Origin of the sequence: Paenibacillus sp. S25 (assembly GCF_019454085.1) — a bacterium.
GTDB lineage: Bacteria > Bacillota > Bacilli > Paenibacillales > Paenibacillaceae > Paenibacillus > Paenibacillus polymyxa_B.
Window position 1 is genome coordinate 4,733,637 of sequence record NZ_CP073683.1, and the last position, 18,688, is coordinate 4,752,324.

An 18,688-nucleotide genomic window follows, 5' to 3' on the forward strand; every position below is an offset into this window, starting at 1 on the left:
CCCTTATTTATGGCGTCCCCTCAAAGGGGCGCCCTTTTCTTGTTCATCGGGTCCCTTCGATCATTTTCGACTAAATAAGACAAATAAACAGTAAATCAGGGACTAAAGATTCATTTTGGGGTATTTTGTAAAATTAACCTTCTCGTTCGACAACCTCTGTGCTAATATCAGAGCCGAGACGTTGAAATTGCAAAAAAAATAAACCTTAATATTTTACAAAAGGTAATTTTTATCCAGCCTCTTCACGTTTCAAAGGAGCAACAAGACTTACATATATAATGCAAGGCTTCTGCAAACAGGGTGTTTTTACCCCAACATTAATTAGGGAGAGTGATATGAATTGAAAAAAGTATGGGTTTCACTTCTAGGAGGAGCTATGTTATTAGGATCTATAGCACCGGGGACCTCCGAAGCTGAAAATTCTGTTTCCGATCCGACTCAGTTTACGCCAACATTCCAAACGGTCAACTGGAAGTCTCCTTCAACGGTAACAGGCGACAATCTGGTCTGGAGCTTTTTAAATCGACAACAAAAAACATTATTGAGTCTGGACAATACCCACATCGGTTCCCATGTGCGCGAGCAATTTCGTATCGTGGATCGTACCAGTGACAAATTTGGTACAAAGCATTATCGGTTAAAACAATACGTAGACGGAATTCCCGTATTTGGAGCCGAACAGACCATCCATGTAAACAAGTCTGGTCAAATCACCTCTTATTTGGGAGCGGTCCTTTCAGAAGATCAACAAGCCGATGCTAAAGAAAATACAACTCCAAAAATCAGTGCTACTGAGGCTGTATATACCGCATATGAAGATGCAGCTATACGGGTTCAATCTCCCTCTTCCTCCGTCCAAATCGTTCCTGAACCTTACGAGGGTACAAGCAGTGTAAGTAAAGACACTTACGAAAAAGCATCTAACAATGAATTATCAATCTCTTTTGATAAGGACTCCTTGGATTTGGATAAAGCAACTAAACTGGAGAACAGTAAATTGGAAGCGGTAGAGCCTGCATCTTCTATCCCCAAAATTGCCAATCTGGAACCAAGCGTGAACCCTAAAGCAGAACTGTACATCTATCCCGATGGAGACTCAACACGTCTAGTCTATGTAACCGAAGTTAATACTTTACACCCCACTCTGCTGCGCACACGTTACTTTATTGACGCTAATGATGGAAAAATCGTATTCAAGTATGACATCCTTAACGAAGTGATCGGCACAGGGCGCGGTGTATTCGGTGATACCAAAACATTTGAAACAACAGCTTCGGGCAAAAAGTATCAACTAAAGGATATGACTCGTGGTAAAGGCATTTTAACTTATAACGTCCACAACACCGAGACGCTCCCCGGCACCCTGTATACAGATTCCGATAACGTATGGGAAGATCCGGCTGCGGTGGATGCCCACGCTTACGCTATCCGTACTTACGATTATTACAAGGATAGATTTGGACGCGACAGCATTGACGGGCATGGCATGGCCATCGCTTCGGCAGTACATTACGGCGCAAAAAACTACAATAATGCCCACTGGGGCGGCACTCATATGCTTTACGGAGACGGAGACGGCACGTTATTTGCCCCTTTCAGCAGCGACCTCGAAATTGTTGCCCATGAGCTAACACACGGTGTGACCGAGCATTCATCAGGGCTCGTGTATTTCGCTGAATCTGGTGCATTAAGTGAAGCCATCTCAGATATTATAGGCAACGACATTGAGCGTACCAATTGGGATTTTGGTAAAGTTGCTTATACACCAAATATTAAGGGCGACGCAATACGCTCCCTTTCCGATCCTGTCAAATATGGTCAAGTCGATCACTACAGTAATCTCTATCCTGACCCCAACAACGAGGATTATGGTGGAGCCCACATTAATAGCGGTATTATTAATAAAGCCTACTATCTACTGGCACAAGGCGGCACCTTCCATGGTGTCAAGGTAGATGGAATCGGACGTGATGCAGCCGTATATATTTATTATAATGCCTTCACCAATTATCTGACTTCCACATCTAACTTCTCCACCGCGCGTGCTGCTGTTATCCAAGCGGCCAGAGATAGTTATGGTGAAAATTCAATAGCGGTAACCTCTGCTATTAAGTCTTTTGACGCTGTAGGTGTGAGATAAGTAATAAATACAAACTTCCCCGATATTACAAGTCTACCCCCTTACCTCTTATGTATACGGCGTCCCACTATGGGACGCCTTTTTCTAGTATGAAGTTGATTATTGGCAACTTATATTCCTAGCTTCTCATTATTGCCCCATGGCAATCCAAAGGACCAACCCTTCACATATCGGTCCCGAGTGTATGCGTTCCACAGTAAGTACTGCCGAATACCTCTGACGTTGTGTGACGGATACCATCACTCCCGGTACACTCCCATTGGCGGTGATTACATATTGTGTATCTACAAAAGGCTTCTCAAATACAACGCTCACTTCAGCCCTATCCGCTCGGGCCGGGAGGTGAAAAGAAATGCTACCATATTGAGGTGAAGCCATATGATCGTCAGAAGCTTCATCACTGGTCGCTGATCCGTCGTGAATGGCATTCAGTTCTAATTCTTTCTCCGTATCGAAAGCTAGATCGATATCTTGCTCGGGCAAGACCACGCGCTGCTTTGGGCGGTGTCTTCCTTCCGCAATGTGAATACTGGTTATGGAACAATCCAGTAACGAATCTTGCTCTGCCTGACCTTCCGTCGTAATAGACGGTATGTCGTTATCCGTCCTGTATTCCGTATCTGACTCAGGCACAGACAACAGCAGTACAGATGCTCGATTCATCTGCATCGCTTCCTCTAGCGTTTTGGGAAGCTTATGCTTCTTCCATGCCGCTTCCTCTATAGCTTGAACCGAGGTATCCTTCTCTACGGGGGCAGGGACCGTTGCCGTCCCGCGCTGGCTCGGTCTATGACTGCCGGAAGTCGAAGCCGCTTTCTCCTTGTTAACGGGTGAGGGAACTGCATTGGAAAGGTTACGCCGCGCTGTTCTTTTATCCTTAGGGCTATGGTTCGTACGATGGTTCATGGTGATCGCTCCTTTGGCACAGGAGTGAACCAGCGGTCGCCCCGCTTCATTCACCCGGCTGGAAATCATGGCTAATGCCTATAAGATAGCCTATGCGCGTAACAGCGCCTACGTCACTCCGTTGCGCAGTCCGTTATGATTTGTGCCCAGCGTTGTGCTGAGTGCTGCCATAAAAATCGTCTTCGTACCTCACCAAGCCCGGCTTCTCCCATCCGTCGTCGCAAGCCAGGTTGCTGGAGCAGCCTGATGATGGCATCGGCCATTTCCTGCTCACCGTGAGACGGATACACAAGCCAGCCTGTCTCGCCGTGTTGTACAACTTCTGGAATACCGCCGATTCGTGAAGCGACCACAGGCACTCCTGCTGCCATGGCTTCCAGATTGACCAGCCCGAAGGCCTCATCCTTCACTGAAGGAACAACGGTCACATCGGCTAGCTGATATAGCGAGGCCAATGCTGGATGCGGAACATAGTCTAGGAATTGCACATGCTTCCCCAACCTTAGTTTACGCATCTGCCGATGCAACGACGCCGTGTACGGCGTGAGGCGGTCATGCCCGTAATAGGCACTACCTGCAATGAGCAGCAGTACGTCCGGGCAAGCGCGAACGACATGCCGCAAGGCCTTGAGCAGTCGGTGAACGCCTTTTCCTGGCATCAGTCTGCCCGTGAATAACACGATTTGACGGCCTGACCAGCCGAAATCATCCAATCGCGCCGATCTGGCCGCTTCTGCTGCAGGAGTCCATCTTGGCAGGAAATCGCCGGGATGGATACCCAGCTTGTTTATGACGATGCGTTCCCTGACCGCGTCGGGACAGTCAGAAGCTACGATTGCCCCCAAATACGCACTGTTCACGATAATGCGATCCATCGATCCCAGCAGCCTACCCATCTCCTCCCGTTTGAGGTGGGGCTCCCGGATGAACGTGGTCGAATGCAAAGTCAGTACAACCCGACTATCGGGTAAAGCCTCGCGAATTGCATACGCAACTGCCGGGCGGTTGTGTACATCTACTACCGCTGGTAACCATCTCTTTAAATCAGCAATCACCTCAGAAATATAACCTGCTCCCCGCGTATAACGCATGCAGAGAATTCCGCCGACATCGCCATGATCAGGTGCCTCTGCTCCCTTTATGCCATAGATCTGCGCTTGGAGCTCATGACTAGCCAGCGGTACCATGTGGGCAATTACCCGTTCCACAGAACTGCTGCGGGGCGAAGGTATAACAAAGGAGCCCGGTGTAACGACTGCCACCTTCGGTCTCTGCATCACCTCACCTACTTTCTGACCCTATTCCAACACTCTTCAACAATCATCTTGTATCATATCGTCTGCCTCCCTGAAAGGTGCCTCGCTTCTAACTTTGGGCTTACCGCAAGGCTAGCGTCCATGCCTGGCCGATCTTTGATACATATGATGGACTAGAATCACAGTATGATCAGTTGGAGTGACTACAAGGAGGGCGGACATACTCATGTTGCATGTCGGCGTCATGCTCAACCCGGCAACCTACCGGGGCATTCCCGCCATGAGGACGCGATATGAATCTATCGCCAATTACGAGGACGCCGGGTTAAGCCACGAGCTCATCCCCTGCTTTCTTCGTCTGGAGGATATTCATATAGCGACCGGAACATGCCGGGCTTTTGTTAAACACGGCAACGAGTATCGGCAGATGACTCTTCCGTTGCCGCCGGTCATCCACAATCGGACTCTCTATCGGCAAAATGAAAATGCTAAAGATATCAACAAGCTTGTCCAAAAGGGATTCTATATTTTTAATGAACAAAACCGTTTCCACAAAGACCATATACATGCAATTCTGCAGGAAGACCCTTTGCTACGCATACACCTCCCCAAAACATTGCAAGGCAACCTTTCCTCCATCCATACCTTGATGGAGGAAACCGGAGATGTTGTAATTAAACCCAGTAGCGGCAGCGTGGGTAGAGGAATTATGCGTCTGCGGCATTCCCGCGGAGGCTGGACTTTGCAATGTGCTCATCCGGCTATACCTGAGCGTTGGTCCACACTACGTTTGAATGTCGAAGAACTCCCATTATTTCTACACAAACGACTGCTGCATGCGCCTCATATCGTACAGGAAACCATACCGCTTGCTTTGTACAACAATCGTCCGTTTGATGTCCGTGTGTCGGTTCAGCGCGGATATGGCGGTATCTGGGGTGTAACAGGCATGTATGCTAAAATTGCTCCTTCCCACACCTTCGTCTCGAATGTGGCACAGGGTGGTACGGCCCGTTCCTTACTGGAAGTGTTATCACAAACAGAGACGGTTCAGACTTCGAACGCAGTCCGGCTGATGAATGAACTGGAGCGACTCTCGTTACAAATCGTGCACCGACTGGCACAAAACCTTCCCCGTCTCGCCGACGTCGGTCTGGATCTGGGGATTACCCATAAGGGCAAGATTGTTTTTATCGAATGTAACGGTCGTGACCAGCGCTATGGCTTCAGCCAGGCGGGCATGCACAATGTCTGGAAAGAAACATACTCTCAGCCGATGGCTTACGCTCGTTGGCTTCTCGAACGGATGCCTTCGTCAGACACCGAACGTTCACCAGGCCGTCCACTGTATTGATTTACGTCACATTCTGTGTCAATATAGTTCAGAGCGGCCGGACAGGTTCCGGCCAAGACGGCTCGGAAATGAACAAGGGGGATCTGTAATGGCAAAACAGTGGCTGCGGCTCATGACGGAGCTATCATCGCGCAAGTGGGTGTGCCGGATTGTAGGCTCCTTCGCGCAAAGCGGTGCAAGCCGACTTTTTATCCCCACCTTTATACGTACGTACCAGATCCAGACGCATGAGGCGGAACAGGAATGGAAGGAATACCGTTCCCTAAACGCCTATTTTACACGCAAATTAAAAGCGGGCATGCGCCCGATTGATACGAACGCCGAGGTGATGACCAGTCCGGTGGATGCACGGATTACTTTCACTGGCCCAATTACGTCCGGCACTCTTTTGGATGTCAAAGGGCAGGACTATACGCTGGAAGAGCTTCTTAACCGCTCTCCGCGTCTTGAAAAATACACACACGGCTATGCTTTTGTGCTCTATCTCAGCCCGACGGATTATCATCGCATTCATGCACCAGTATCCGGTACGCTGGTAGAAAAAGAACATCTGCGCGGCAAGGTATACCCAGTAAATGACTTCGGCTTGCAACATATGCGAGCAGTTCTTAGCCGCAATGAACGACAGATTACGTACATTGCCCATGAATATGGTGAGGTGGCGGTCGTCAAGGTTGGCGCAATGAATGTGAGTAGCATCAAATATACGGATGATAAAGCCGTCTCATGGACAAAAGGAGACGATCTCGCCTATTTCGAATTTGGATCAACTGTCGTTTTGCTAACTGAAAACGGTACGTTTGATCCAGACCCCGCATTGAAACCGGGGGATGCGGTGAAAATGGGACAACGTCTGGGTTGCTTTCGACATGATCCCAAAGCATAAGTGGATTTACTGTAACCGTATTATAGCTACACATATGAGCATCGGAATCGGATGATGCTAAATTGCTCATAAAAAAAGGACCCGGCGTAACTGCTCGGGTCCTTTTTGGAATTTATCCTTTATATTCGTTATTCGTTAATCCCATTACGCCTAAATCCGAAACAGCTTGTCCACCGTCCATAACATTACCGGATCTCAGACGGACTTTTCCCCGTGTACTGCTTGAATTGGCGGCTGAAAAAAAAGATGTCACGATACCCCAAAGCCTCTGCCACCTCGGTCACATTCATTCCGGCATGTAGTAATAGATGCTGTGCACGCTCAATCCGCATGCTGATAATATGAGATTGCGCGGACACACCCAGCAGCTCCTTGAATTTGATCGAAAAATAACGCGGTGACAGCCCCGCCCGTGCAGCCAAATCTTCGACGCGATGAGGAAGTCCCGGATGCTGACGCACATAGTTGGCCGTTTCCCGTATGACCTCGGTGAGCTGGTTACTGGCCTGTTGCTCCTGAGGCTCCTTGCGGTCCGCACGCAGCAGATGAATCATCAGTTGTTTCAGGATCAGCTTGCCTTCCTCGTCAGCTCCGTAAGCACTCTCCAGACGTAGTCGAACGTATCTGGCAAGCATATGCTCTACCTCGAACGTTTCCTCCAGCATACGGTAGCTTGCAGGGATAAGCTTTGGCTGTTCGATAAGATCAAAATGAATATAGGTAAGTATGAGCGGCTTTTGCGGGTTATGTGTGGCACGGGTATCATCCCCCGGCTTGAACAGGAAGCAACTCCCCTTGCTTACCGGATACGACGTCCCGTTTAAGACCACTGTTCCTTCTCCGCTCCATACATAAAATAAATCATAGTTTGGCATCGGCTTCTCGCGTACCTGCCACTTCCAGCCCGGCTCACACACAATTTTGGCGAAGGCCGACAACAGGATAAACGATGACGCAGATGTATCCAGCAAAATCTGCACCTCCTTTGTTCATCTTTGGTTGTCCTTTATCCCGTTAATTTATAATATAAGCTCAGCGCCGTCATTAAGCAAAAAAATGCACTTTTATGTTCCAGATGCTTTTGCGTGACGCTTACCGTGTGTAATGCTATAATATGTAATCAAAATGACTTGGAAGGATGAAACGGGAATGAATCCACTGGCAGCGCAGTTAAACCAAAACATTCAGACAGGCAACGAGCATGTATATCAAATGCTTTCTCTTTTAGGGAAAGAAATTTATTTCCCAAAAGAAGGGATTTTGAGTCAATCCGCAGAAGCAGGGAAGCTTGCTAAAAAGTACAATGCCACGATTGGTATTGCTACTGAAGGCAATGGTCCTATGCATTTGGAGGTCATTCAGGAGAAGCTGTCCGCTTACAATCCCAAGGATTTATACCCTTACGCTCCCCCTGCGGGCAAACCTGAGCTTCGTAGTGTATGGCGTGACAAAATGCTGAAGGAAAACCCTTCATTGGCTGGGAAAAATTACGGCCTTCCCGTAGTTACGAACGCGCTGACCCACGGTTTGAGCATCGTTGCCGATCTGTTCACGGATGAAGGGGACGCTGTCATTTACCCAGATAAAAACTGGGAAAACTATGAGCTGACTTTCGGTATTCGCCGTCATGGACGTTTGGTGAATTTCCCGTTGTTCACAGAGGATCAACGTTTTAATAGTGAAGGATTACGCGAGGCGCTACTGGCTCAGAAAGAATACGGCAAAGCGATTGTTGTGCTGAACTTCCCGAATAACCCGACAGGCTACACACCGGGAGTGGAAGAGGGTAAAGCAATTGTTGCTGCCATCCAGGAAGCCGCGGAAGCGGGCATCAATGTCGTAGTTGTGACGGATGACGCTTATTTTGGTCTGTTCTTCGAGGACTCCCTGCATGAATCACTATTCGGTCAGTTAGCTGGACTTCATCCGAGAATTCTACCAGTCAAAATTGACGGAGCTACCAAGGAAGAATTCGTTTGGGGCTTCCGTGTCGGGTTTATTACCTTTGCTTCGGAACATCAGGATGTACTGAGCGCACTGGAACAAAAAACATTAGGGATTATTCGGGCAACGATTTCGAGCGGTCCTCATCCATCTCAAACCTTCGTCCTGGATGCCCTCAAGTCAACGGACTTTGAACAACAGAAGAAGGAAAAGTTCCAGATTATGAAGGGACGGGCTAACAAAGTCAAAGCGTTGCTCGATAGTGGAAAATACGGAGATGTATGGAGCTACTATCCTTTCAATTCAGGTTATTTTATGTGCCTCAAGCTGAACGGCTTGTCCGCTGAACGACTGCGTACACATTTGCTGGAACAATATGGGGTAGGAACGATTGCACTGGGTGAATATGATCTCCGAATCGCATTCTCATGTATCGAGGAAGAGTATCTGGAAGACCTGTATGACATTGTTTACCGTGGCGCACAAGACTTGTTGAACACCTAATATGTAACAGATTAAATATAGCATCATTAGCGGTATGCCGGATGTTGCGGCATACCGCTTTTTAATGAGCTGAACCATTGTATCACACTTCGAAACAGACTATCCTTCAGCAGCGAGCAAAGATTCCTGTGCGAGTGGCAACAGGATGACTACCTCGGTTCCGACTCCGGGCTCACTCTCATAGTGTATACTTCCGTTCATGGCTTCAATGATTCGAAAGGAGACGACCGTTCCCAGTCCCGTTCCTACCTCTTTGGTTGAAAAAAACAAAGTGCCCACTCGCTCCAGATGCTCCTGACTCATGCCTTTTCCCGTATCCCTAATATGCAGACATGCCTTCTCTTCCTGAATCGCCAGCTTTATGTATACCCTGCCTCCATCATCCGCAGCTTCGATCGCATTTTTCGTCACATGTATTAACGCCTGTAACAGCTGATTACGATCTGTGTGTACGTATATTTCACTCCTTAGCTCAGTATACAGTCTTACGCCTTGCTTGGTTGCCATCGGTTTCAAAAGCAAAACAATCTGTTGAACCATGCCAGACAGATCCATCAGTTCTGTGTTCCCAATCTGCGGTCTGGATAAGTTCAGATAGTCGCTAATAATTCTTTCGGCCCGGTCGACCTCCGCTAGTGCCAAAGCAATATATCTGCGATTTTTCCCTTCTAGCCCTGACTGAACCATTTGCAGGAACCCTTTAACAACGGTCAATGGATTCCGTACTTCATGAGCCATAGAGGCAGCCAGTTCACCTAACGTATTCAGATGCTCAGCATATTTAACCTTCCTTCTCATTTCTTCCCGTTCCAAACTAAACTCCATCCAGAAAGAGGAGGCTCCAATGCTTAGGAGTTGGATCACACCAAACCAGAGTATTGCCCGGATCAGCTCAATCTCATCCTTATCCAGCCTGCCATTGGCCCAGGAATGTATTAATAGAATTATAAGCATGGCAATATTGGTCCATATACTCATTAGCATATTCATGCCCACCCGAAGCAACATACTATTGAGCTGCATAAACTTCTTTCTCACCAAGAGAGGGCCCAAATAACACAACATCATGCTAGGAAATCCTACCACTATAGACTCAGGACCTATATACATACGAGCCATCACCATCAGCGTTATATTCAGAAGCCCTGCCTTAGGACCAAAATATAAAACAGAAAGGATCAGAGGAACATATCGAAGATCCCAATATAATCCATACCAGATGTACGAAAACATTAGGCAAAGCACAGAAGACACACCCAGCACCCCTCCCATAAGCAACGGGGTATGTTTCCTATGCCGATGATCTGACAAAGCGCTATATACTAATAATGGTACAAACACAAGAAATATGTTCACGAGCAGCTTATCTATCAGCATCTCGTCTTTCCCACTTTCCAAGTGATAATGACTACGTACTTCTTCTATTCTCGATAATACGTGCCTTTTCCTCTCTCCTCCCCTACATCTGATGAAAAATATAAGGCGATTCGGCAACACAACTGAGCATTGGCCCACGCAATCTGAAAATCCACTTCATAAGATACGATGTATCCTTTATCACAATGACCGAGAGGAGAATGAGCATGGGAGCAGAAGAAACAAGAGGCGGTTACGGTGGTTACGGCGCATTTACAAGCACAGGAACAATTCTGGTACTGTTCATTTTATTAGTTATCATCAGCAAAACGATCTTCATATAAGCAGACGATTATCTGCACCCACGGCTACGATAGCAGTGAGCGTACAAAAAAAAGGCTAATTCGCAGACAGCTCTTGCTGCTTGCGAATTAGCCTTTACTTTATTCACATAGATACACATTACACTTCTTCTTCATCCTGGCCGTCCAAACGCCATTTTTTGGCTTGAGCGCCTCGCAACAGGAACACTACTGCAACTCCCCCAAGCAGCGTGAGCAGTGTAGACAGTAGATCTTCCGTTCCTTTTGCCAGAAAAGGAAGCCACAGCACCACAGCAGCCGGCAACGTCAACCGAACAACAAAGTCGAGAAAAGACGCACGACGACTATGCGCAGGAATCGGATATAACTGAAGCCATAACGAATCCTTGTGATACTGCCTTAGTGAAGTGACCTGTACACCAATGAGAAATATGAAAAATAAATATACTGCAATACCAATCCAGCTAGCATGGGTGATATATATAATTAACAACCCCAGAATTCCAAGCCGAATGACAATACCTGCTGGCTCTGTACGCAGGAACGTCTTAAACAGCAGGTAACGATACGCTCCCCTTCTGTTCCAAGGTATGTTACCTCCCAACCAGGACAACCAACGACGTGGCGTCACTCTCTGCGTAAGGGCGGGCACATCGACAAACCAGCCCAAAGTGCGCATCACCCGAGCAGCCTGCATCCCCTCTGTACGAATCAGCTTTTCCCAAGCCACTAGCAGCTTGACCGGAAAACGCAGAACAAGCACGTACACCACACCGACCAATATGATAAATGGCACGCTGTGTAGTGGAGGCTGCCATAGCCATGCGGCTACCATCAGCACAGCCAACACCCACCGAAGCAGACGATAGCCTACACTTCCGCCAATCGATACCATGCGAAGCTCTTGCCAGCCGCCGTAGCTAAATAGCAGCTTTAACAGCACGAACAGTAGCAGGGTTAGTAGCAGCGGCTTAGGCGCGACATCACTGCGAATATACAGCGGCCACACGATAATAGACAGCAATAGCAAACCGAATATTTTATACACCACACCCCGAATCCGGCTGGCCTTAAAATAATCGTGCATCGCGTGCTCCTGTGGACGGAGGAAAACAATATCCGCCGCGTTTAGATACGTACGAAAGCTCGCATGAGCAATCGGAATAGCCACAATAAGCATGATCCAGCGGATGGGCAAATCCGGTGGAGTATGCATCAGCAGCGACGTGTACCATGCGGCAAAGGCAATCAGTGCAAAGCCGAAGACCACTGCCAGACCGCTCTGAATGACATAGCCCAGATAGGGCAGCACCTGTCCCCAGAACGCTACACGTCTTTCTTTATGCAAACGTTGCAAATCCATGCTCATTCCCTGCCCTGTACCAGCTCATAAAATGCATCTTCCAGCGGCATGCCCGGCTTACCCGCCTGTGCTGTCACTTCGTCCAGCGTACCCTGTGCAATGATGGCACCCTGATGAAGTACAATGAAACGATCACAATAATTTTCAATCGTGGACAAAATATGAGAACTGAGCAGAATGGACGAACCCGAACGCTTCATCTCTAACATAAAGTCTAGCAGGGAACGAATACCAAGCGGGTCCAAACCCAAAAAAGGCTCATCTATGACATACAACGGCGGTCCTGCTAAAAATGCGCACATAATCATCACTTTCTGGCGCATCCCTTTAGACAGGTGCATCGACATACTTCCACTTTTATCCCGCATACGGAACAAGTCCAGCATTTGATCACTGCGCGTGCGGAAATCTGCTTCGCTAACTCCGTACGCTCTGGCCGTGAATTCCATATGCTCCATCACCGTCATTTCAGGATACAGCTCTGGAGATTCAGGTACAAAAGCAATGGCTCCCTGGTACTCCTCGGGATTTTCATCCTGCTTATGACCCTGCACACGAATTTCTCCGGCCTGCGGTGTCATCAGGCCCAAAATATGCTTCATGGTCGTACTTTTCCCGGCCCCGTTCAGACCGATCAATCCTACCATTTCGCCCGGTTTCACATCCAGCGAAATCTGATGCAGCACCGGGCGCTTGGCGCTATATCCGCCGGTCAGTCCGTTAATTTGCAACACAGGCTGTTGTTCCATGGCTCCCCCTCTTCTCCCTTACTCGTTCGGTTTTGATCCTTTTTCCTTCAGCCATCTTGGTGCACCCTTGTTTTTGCGATCACGCTCGCGCTGTGCTTTTCCTGCTTTGGACAAGGCTGCTCCTTTGCTCTTGCCCGGAGCTGAACCGTTCGCGGAATTCCTGCCAGGACGTCCGTTTTCGGTACGAACAGGTGCCTTACGGTTTTCCGTCTGTGCTCCGTCAGATATGGATCTGGCCTCGGATGGTCTTACAGGTGCACGCTTGGCATCCGCCGGACGTGGCACAACTACTCGACCTCCGTGCAACGCACGCTCTGCGATGTCAATGCCCAGTTCACGGGAGAACTTACGCATGATGAACGTTTCACGGTCGGTAACAACTGACGCCACCAATCCTTTGCGTCCCATCCGTCCTGTCCGTCCTGCACGGTGAACATAAGCTTGACTATCCGTAGCCGGGTCAAAATGAATGACCATTTCAAGGCCCTCAATATCCAGACCACGGGCTGCCACATCCGAAGCGACCAGCACTTTGAGCTTGTCCTCGCGGAATCGGGCCAACACGTTGCTACGCGTGACTTTATCCGCATCTCCATACAAGGATGCCGTAGTCAGCCCCATATGCTTGAGCTTGGCTTCAATCTCCCCGATGGCATTGGTTGTATTCACGAACACCAGCGCTTTTCTTGGATTAAAATGACGTACCAGACGGCGCAGCATATCCACCTTATCCCGTTCTTCAGATACAAAGTAATAGTGTTCCAATCCACTGGCTGTCTTCTGGTCGGGATCAATCCCAATTTCTACGTAGTCACGCATCTCCCGTTTCGCCAGCGACTGGATCTCATCGTTCAGCGTTGCGGACAGGAATACCAATTGACGATCACGTTGGGCGGTGCCCAATATGTTTGTTACATCGCCTGCTCCGCCGAGCTGGAACATCTGATCCACCTCATCGATGACAATGGCTGTAATATTGTGCATTTTCAACTTTTTCGAAGCGATGAGTTCCCGTACACGTCCTGGTGTGCCCACGACAAGCTGTGGATGATCCTTGAGCTTTTCGATTTGACGTTTGATAGCCGCACCACCAATCAGACCGAGTACACGGATTCCGCGATGCTCTCCGTACCGCTGACCCTCACGTACAATTTGCATGGCCAGTTCCTGGCTTGGAGCTAGTATCAGCTTTTGCGTAGCCTTTTTCTGTGGATCAATCGCTTGCAACAGCGGCAACAAATAAGCCAGTGTCTTGCCTGTGCCAGTTTGTGAACGCGCCAAAACATGCTTTCCCTTCATTATTTCCGGTATAGCCTCTGCCTGAACTGGCGAAGGCTGTGTAATTTCATGCTCAGTCAATTTGTCCAACAGATCTTGTTCAACGCCGAGCGATTCAAAATTCAATGTCATGAAAAGGTCCAACCCCTATACGTAAATTCGTTACTCTCCATTATATGCGAAAATAGCCCTGTTACCAAATCACAAAAATAAAAGATGTCCCTCACCATAGCTAATGGCTTACGGGACATCTTTTATTTCTTATTCATCACGCCATGACCCAGCTTGTCGGTTAGTCTGGGAGCTAACTGATACAGCTTGAGAAAAGGAGATACCCACCGTGGCAGATTAACCTCTTCCTTGCCAAGCTCCATCGCTCTTACGATATGCCGTGCTACCTTATCAGGTTTTAGCATAAACCAGCTTACATTGCGAACATATCCTCCTGTAGGATCTGCCAGCTCAAAAAACGGTGTGTCGATCGGCCCCGGATTAATCGTCGTTACAGTCACTCCACTCCCGCGCAGCTCTTGCCGGAGCGCATTGCTGAAACCGAGCAAAGCATGCTTCGTCGCCGTGTAAGAAGACGATTTGGCTGTCCCGATTTTCCCAGCCATCGATGCTACATTGACAATCTGTCCATGGCCCCGCTCTGTCATTTGCGGCAGAAACGCCTTGATGCAGCGAACAACACCCATGTAGTTCACGTCCATCATTTGTTCAAACTCCGTCAGGTCGGTTTCATTAAAATACTCAAATTTTCCGTAGCCCGCATTGTTAAGCAATATATCGACCCGTCCGTACTGTTCCAATACTCGTGCAGCAACAGCCTCTACCTGCTCCTGGCGGGTGACGTCCAGTTGGATAAGCTCATGCCTGCCGCTGATTCCCGCAGATACTTGCTCCAGTCGCTCCTGCGAGCGTGCTGTTAAAATAGGAATCGCGCCCTTTTCGCTTAACAACTGAGCGCAAAGGGCGCCAATTCCACTAGATGCACCTGTAATCACAACTATCTTGTCCTGTAGTATACTCACGGTCATCCCTCCACACTAAAGAAACTTGCTCCTTTAATATTAAGAGATCATCACCTGAATATCCAGCTCACCGATTCCTTCCACCGTGAGCGGAATATAAAGGGCACGCTGAGGCACAAAAGTGGTCAAGTTTTCTGATTTCATGACCTGCGGAGGCGTAATATCCACGACAATTCCCTGATTGGACAAAATCGTACTGGCATTACCACTAATCATATTGCCCAATTCTGAAATTGCGCTTTTTCCCATCTCATCAATTTCAGTCAACACAAATCCGCCCATCATCGCTGATACCATACGTAGCGCCACCTGTTCATTCAGGCCGAACACAATATTTCCGCTAAGCTGTCCGGTCATCCCGATCATAATCCAGATGTGGTCGTCCACCAGCTCGACATTTTTCACACCAAGATTTCCGGGTGAAGGAGATACTTGGATCAATTGTTCAATGACCCGTCGCGCCGACTCCAAAAAAGGATTTATCACTTCTGCCTTCACGATCAAAGCGCCCCTTTACGATGGGCTTTTAGACACACAACAAAAGTCCCATTTAAATTAGAATTTTTTAATTAAATATTACTGTAAAACGCATCGATCCTCAATAAAATGCTCTCTATATCACTTATCGACAGCTACCCGGTAATTTTTTATAGCTAAATCACAAAAAATGTGAATAATGTCCTATATCTTTACTTCTTACCGGTTTTAGATTGATTATTTTTGAAGGATATCAGGACTTTAGTCTTTATTTCCCAATATACCACACTTTAAGGTGCTCTGCTTCGATTCATTGCCCTTCCTGCTCGAATAACCTATAATTTAATGAAATAAAGCATAACGACGGTTTTACATATGAACCTATGGATTGGCTAAAAATATTCATTCTATACAGCTGCGATAAGATTAAGAAAAGAGAGGAGGAACTTCATGAACATCAGTCAACTTGAAACACTTATCATGATTTCCAAAACGATGAGCTTCCGCAAAGCCGGAGAACTTCTCAATTTGACGCAGCCGGCGGTGTCCGCCCAAATTAAAAGTCTAGAGGATGAGTTCAAAACCATTCTGATTGACCGCAACCAGCCTGTCACCCTGACCGACCGGGGAGCTGTTTTTTTGGAACACGCCGAGCGCATATTAGAGGTTGTTGAGGAATTAAGACAAAAATTATACGATCTAAACGAAACACCGCAGGGTCACATTGCGCTGGGCACCACAACATCCATCGCTATTCAAATTTTACCGCGCGTGCTTTCCTACTTTCAGGATCAGTTCCCTCTCATCAAAACCTCCATTCAATCCATGGCTTCCTCAATGATTTATCAGCAGGTGGAGAACGGACTTATTGATGTTGGCATCGGTTATCTGATTGAACGTAATCCCAATTTAAGCACTTCGGTTCTGTACTACGATTCCTTTGAGCTAGTCGTGTCTCCTACTCATCCACTGGCCTCACAACCACATGCTACCATTGAAGCCCTTCGGGAAATTCCGCTGATTCTGCTCTCTCCCGATACGGTGGGACGAAAATTCGTGGATGATGTATTTAAAAAGCACCAAATCGTACCTCATGTCGTGATCGAGTTGTCCAGCAGCGAGGAAGTCAAACGGATGGTCGAAATTAATCTCGGTGCTGCCATTATTTCCAGACTATCGGTCACTTCTGAACTGCGTGCAGGCACATTAAAAATGATCCATATTCCCGAGCTGGAAGTTAGTCATCCGGTAGGAGTGATTTATAAATCCGGCCGATATCTAAACTCAGCCATGCAGCAATTTTTAAGTGATCTGAAGGGGATGCCGGAGACGAATTTCACCAGTTCTGAATAACGTAATTCGCTATGAACACCATACGAAATATAAACCCTGATTACGAAAGGAAGACAGACTATGAAATTTGATCTGCACACCCATCATTTCCGCTGCGGTCATGCAGACGGAAACATTCGAGATTACATTGAAGCAGGCATTCAGTCGGGCTTACAAGCTATTGGCATTTCGGATCATTCCCCCTTTCTATGTAGCGAACAGGATCAGGCTTTTCCTAAAATTTATATGGCTAAGTCACAGCTTGCTGAATACGTAGAAGAGGTACAACAGCTCAAAAAGGAATATGAAGGCCGTATTGACGTGCTCCTCGGATTGGAAACGGATTATTTTCCTGATTTTGCTGAATTATATCGTTCCACTCTGGCTCCTTATCCATTTGATTACCTCATTGGGTCGATTCACAATGTCGAAGGGGACAGCATTTTTAACCGTAACCGTTGGAACAAATTAAGCGACGCTCGTAAAATCGAGGTCAAACAAGCCTACTATACGCTCATTCAGGAATCTGCGCGAAGTGGCATGTTTCAGATTTTGGGTCATATTGACGCAATGAAGGGGAACTTCCCTGCCTTTTCAGACATTCCTGCCGATGAAGCCATTGATGAAACCTTGCAGGTAATTGCGGAATCCAATGTGGCGATTGAAATTAACACTTCGGGTAAAACCAAGCTAAGTGGCGGATGGTACCCGTCTGCTTCTATTTTAGAAAGAGCGCACCATTTTGGTGTAGAGGTTACTTTTGGTTCGGATGCCCATAAGCCTTCGCGGGTAGGCGATGATTGGGAAGAAGTAAAGGCAATGCTGAAGGATATCGGCTTCCGGGAATGGGTCTATTTTAAAGAAAAACGTAAAATTCCTGTGGCGCTTTAAAATTTAAGGTGGGAATTGCCGCTCCGCAAATCATTTGATCTTACGAACGCTGTTGCAATGGGATTGTTGGGGATTGTATTTATATAGTGATAATTCCATTGCAAAGGCGAACGCTTAGCAAGATTATGACATCTATGTGTGAGGAGAATTACATATGCACTTGGAAGATCCTATGGACAAGATCAAAAAGCTAAAGCATGACATCACGCGATTTATGCTAATTTATAAATTTGCGCTCGACGAAATGGAAACCAAGATTGAAATATTAAAGCAGGAATTTCAAGCATTGCACGATTACAGCCCTATTGAGCATACCAAATCACGCCTTAAATCTCCTGAGAGCATCATGAACAAAATGCTTCGTAAAAATAGCGAGTTATCCCTGGATGCTGTCAAAAATCATATTAAGGATATCGCCGGCTTACGTATTACTTGCTCTTTTATTTCTGACATTTATGATGTCAGTAACATGCTTCAGAGACAGAGTGACTTGAAGGTGCTGGAAATTAAGGATTACATCAAGAACCCCAAGCCGAACGGTTACCAGAGCCTGCATTTGCTGGTTCAAGTTCCTGTATTCATGTCGGATTGTGAGGAACTAGTCTGCGTAGAGGTGCAAATTCGAACCATTGCGATGGATTTCTGGGCCAGCCTGGAGCATAAAATCTTTTATAAGTACAACCAGTCCGTTCCCGAAAGTCTGACGCGTGAATTAAAGAACGCAGCGGATTCCGCTAATGCGCTAGATCTCCAAATGGAGCGTCTACATCGTGAGATCAAGGAAATTAAAGACGCTAGAGGTGAAGAGGACTCCATAGAGGAGCTTCGGAAGATTATAATTAATAATCAGCAAATTACGGTGCCGGCCAATTTCTTGAAGCTTCTAGGAGAGTAA

The 18,688-nt window shown here is 47.3% G+C and carries 17 protein-coding genes; 8 read left to right on the forward strand and 9 right to left on the reverse strand.

The features are described 5' to 3' along the window. Positions 1 to 340 precede the first annotated feature (340 nt). Entirely contained in the window at positions 341 to 2,140 is a 1,800-nt protein-coding gene (locus tag KAI37_RS20715) for a M4 family metallopeptidase (RefSeq protein WP_220030136.1), read from the forward strand. Positions 2,141 to 2,269: 129 nt separating this feature from the next. Here the strand turns inward: KAI37_RS20715 and KAI37_RS20720 are convergent, their stop codons facing one another. Both KAI37_RS20720 and KAI37_RS20725 read right to left on the reverse strand, forming a co-directional pair. Next, complete coding sequence (locus tag KAI37_RS20720; protein ID WP_220030137.1) at positions 2,270 to 3,046, reverse strand: WIAG-tail domain; 777 nt, start codon at positions 3,044 to 3,046, stop codon at positions 2,270 to 2,272. Positions 3,047 to 3,159: 113 nt separating this feature from the next. Further along, positions 3,160 to 4,323 carry a glycosyltransferase family 4 protein gene (locus KAI37_RS20725; protein WP_220030138.1) on the reverse strand — a complete coding sequence of 388 codons (1,164 nt, stop codon included), beginning with the start codon at positions 4,321 to 4,323 and terminating at the stop codon, positions 3,160 to 3,162. 205 nt (positions 4,324 to 4,528) lie between these two features. Here KAI37_RS20725 and KAI37_RS20730 point away from each other — a divergent pair, with 205 nt between their 5' ends. Both KAI37_RS20730 and asd read left to right on the forward strand, forming a co-directional pair. Then, entirely contained in the window at positions 4,529 to 5,656 is a 1,128-nt protein-coding gene (locus tag KAI37_RS20730) for a YheC/YheD family endospore coat-associated protein (protein ID WP_220030139.1), read from the forward strand. Positions 5,657 to 5,744: 88 nt separating this feature from the next. Beyond that, positions 5,745 to 6,542, forward strand: coding sequence for an archaetidylserine decarboxylase (gene asd / locus KAI37_RS20735; RefSeq protein ID WP_028541464.1), 798 nt, complete (start codon positions 5,745 to 5,747; stop codon positions 6,540 to 6,542). Between the two features lie 185 nt (positions 6,543 to 6,727). On the opposite strand, the gene KAI37_RS20740 is transcribed toward asd, so the two are convergent. Then, positions 6,728 to 7,513, reverse strand: a complete 786-nt coding sequence (locus KAI37_RS20740) for a helix-turn-helix domain-containing protein (protein WP_220030140.1) — start codon at positions 7,511 to 7,513, stop codon at positions 6,728 to 6,730. Positions 7,514 to 7,691: 178 nt separating this feature from the next. Between KAI37_RS20740 and KAI37_RS20745 the strand changes: the two genes are divergently transcribed. Further along, positions 7,692 to 8,990, forward strand: a complete 1,299-nt coding sequence (locus KAI37_RS20745) for an aminotransferase class I/II-fold pyridoxal phosphate-dependent enzyme (protein ID WP_220030141.1) — start codon at positions 7,692 to 7,694, stop codon at positions 8,988 to 8,990. Between the two features lie 99 nt (positions 8,991 to 9,089). On the opposite strand, the gene KAI37_RS20750 is transcribed toward KAI37_RS20745, so the two are convergent. Beyond that, positions 9,090 to 10,367, reverse strand: a complete 1,278-nt coding sequence (locus KAI37_RS20750) for a sensor histidine kinase (protein WP_220030142.1) — start codon at positions 10,365 to 10,367, stop codon at positions 9,090 to 9,092. 206 nt (positions 10,368 to 10,573) lie between these two features. On the opposite strand from KAI37_RS20750, the gene KAI37_RS20755 reads away from it, so the two are divergent. Next, positions 10,574 to 10,690, forward strand: coding sequence for a hypothetical protein (locus tag KAI37_RS20755; RefSeq protein ID WP_023990126.1), 117 nt, complete (start codon positions 10,574 to 10,576; stop codon positions 10,688 to 10,690). A 118-nt stretch (positions 10,691 to 10,808) separates the two neighbouring features. Here the strand turns inward: KAI37_RS20755 and KAI37_RS20760 are convergent, their stop codons facing one another. The 5 genes from KAI37_RS20760 to KAI37_RS20780 all read right to left on the reverse strand — a co-directional run bounded on the left by KAI37_RS20760 (position 10,809) and on the right by KAI37_RS20780 (position 15,591). Next, on the reverse strand, positions 10,809 to 12,032 hold the full coding sequence (locus tag KAI37_RS20760) for an ABC transporter permease (RefSeq protein WP_071642768.1): 1,224 nt from the start codon (positions 12,030 to 12,032) through the stop codon (positions 10,809 to 10,811). Positions 12,033 to 12,034: 2 nt separating this feature from the next. After that, on the reverse strand, positions 12,035 to 12,781 hold the full coding sequence (locus KAI37_RS20765; protein ID WP_013311782.1) for an ABC transporter ATP-binding protein: 747 nt from the start codon (positions 12,779 to 12,781) through the stop codon (positions 12,035 to 12,037). Between the two features lie 18 nt (positions 12,782 to 12,799). Further along, a complete protein-coding gene (locus KAI37_RS20770) occupies positions 12,800 to 14,191 on the reverse strand; it encodes a DEAD/DEAH box helicase (RefSeq protein ID WP_025722363.1) in 1,392 nt (463 codons plus the stop codon). A gap of 122 nt (positions 14,192 to 14,313) precedes the next feature. Continuing rightward, a complete protein-coding gene (locus tag KAI37_RS20775) occupies positions 14,314 to 15,093 on the reverse strand; it encodes an SDR family NAD(P)-dependent oxidoreductase (RefSeq protein WP_071642772.1) in 780 nt (259 codons plus the stop codon). A gap of 39 nt (positions 15,094 to 15,132) precedes the next feature. After that, a complete protein-coding gene (locus KAI37_RS20780) occupies positions 15,133 to 15,591 on the reverse strand; it encodes a chemotaxis protein CheX (protein ID WP_023990131.1) in 459 nt (152 codons plus the stop codon). Positions 15,592 to 16,020: 429 nt separating this feature from the next. Here KAI37_RS20780 and KAI37_RS20785 point away from each other — a divergent pair, with 429 nt between their 5' ends. The 3 genes from KAI37_RS20785 to KAI37_RS20795 all read left to right on the forward strand — a co-directional run bounded on the left by KAI37_RS20785 (position 16,021) and on the right by KAI37_RS20795 (position 18,688). Further along, on the forward strand, positions 16,021 to 16,923 hold the full coding sequence (locus KAI37_RS20785) for a LysR family transcriptional regulator (RefSeq protein WP_023990132.1): 903 nt from the start codon (positions 16,021 to 16,023) through the stop codon (positions 16,921 to 16,923). Between the two features lie 60 nt (positions 16,924 to 16,983). After that, entirely contained in the window at positions 16,984 to 17,793 is an 810-nt protein-coding gene (locus KAI37_RS20790) for a histidinol-phosphatase (RefSeq protein WP_220025961.1), read from the forward strand. Positions 17,794 to 17,947: 154 nt separating this feature from the next. Continuing rightward, on the forward strand, positions 17,948 to 18,688 hold the full coding sequence (locus tag KAI37_RS20795; RefSeq protein ID WP_220030143.1) for a GTP pyrophosphokinase: 741 nt from the start codon (positions 17,948 to 17,950) through the stop codon (positions 18,686 to 18,688).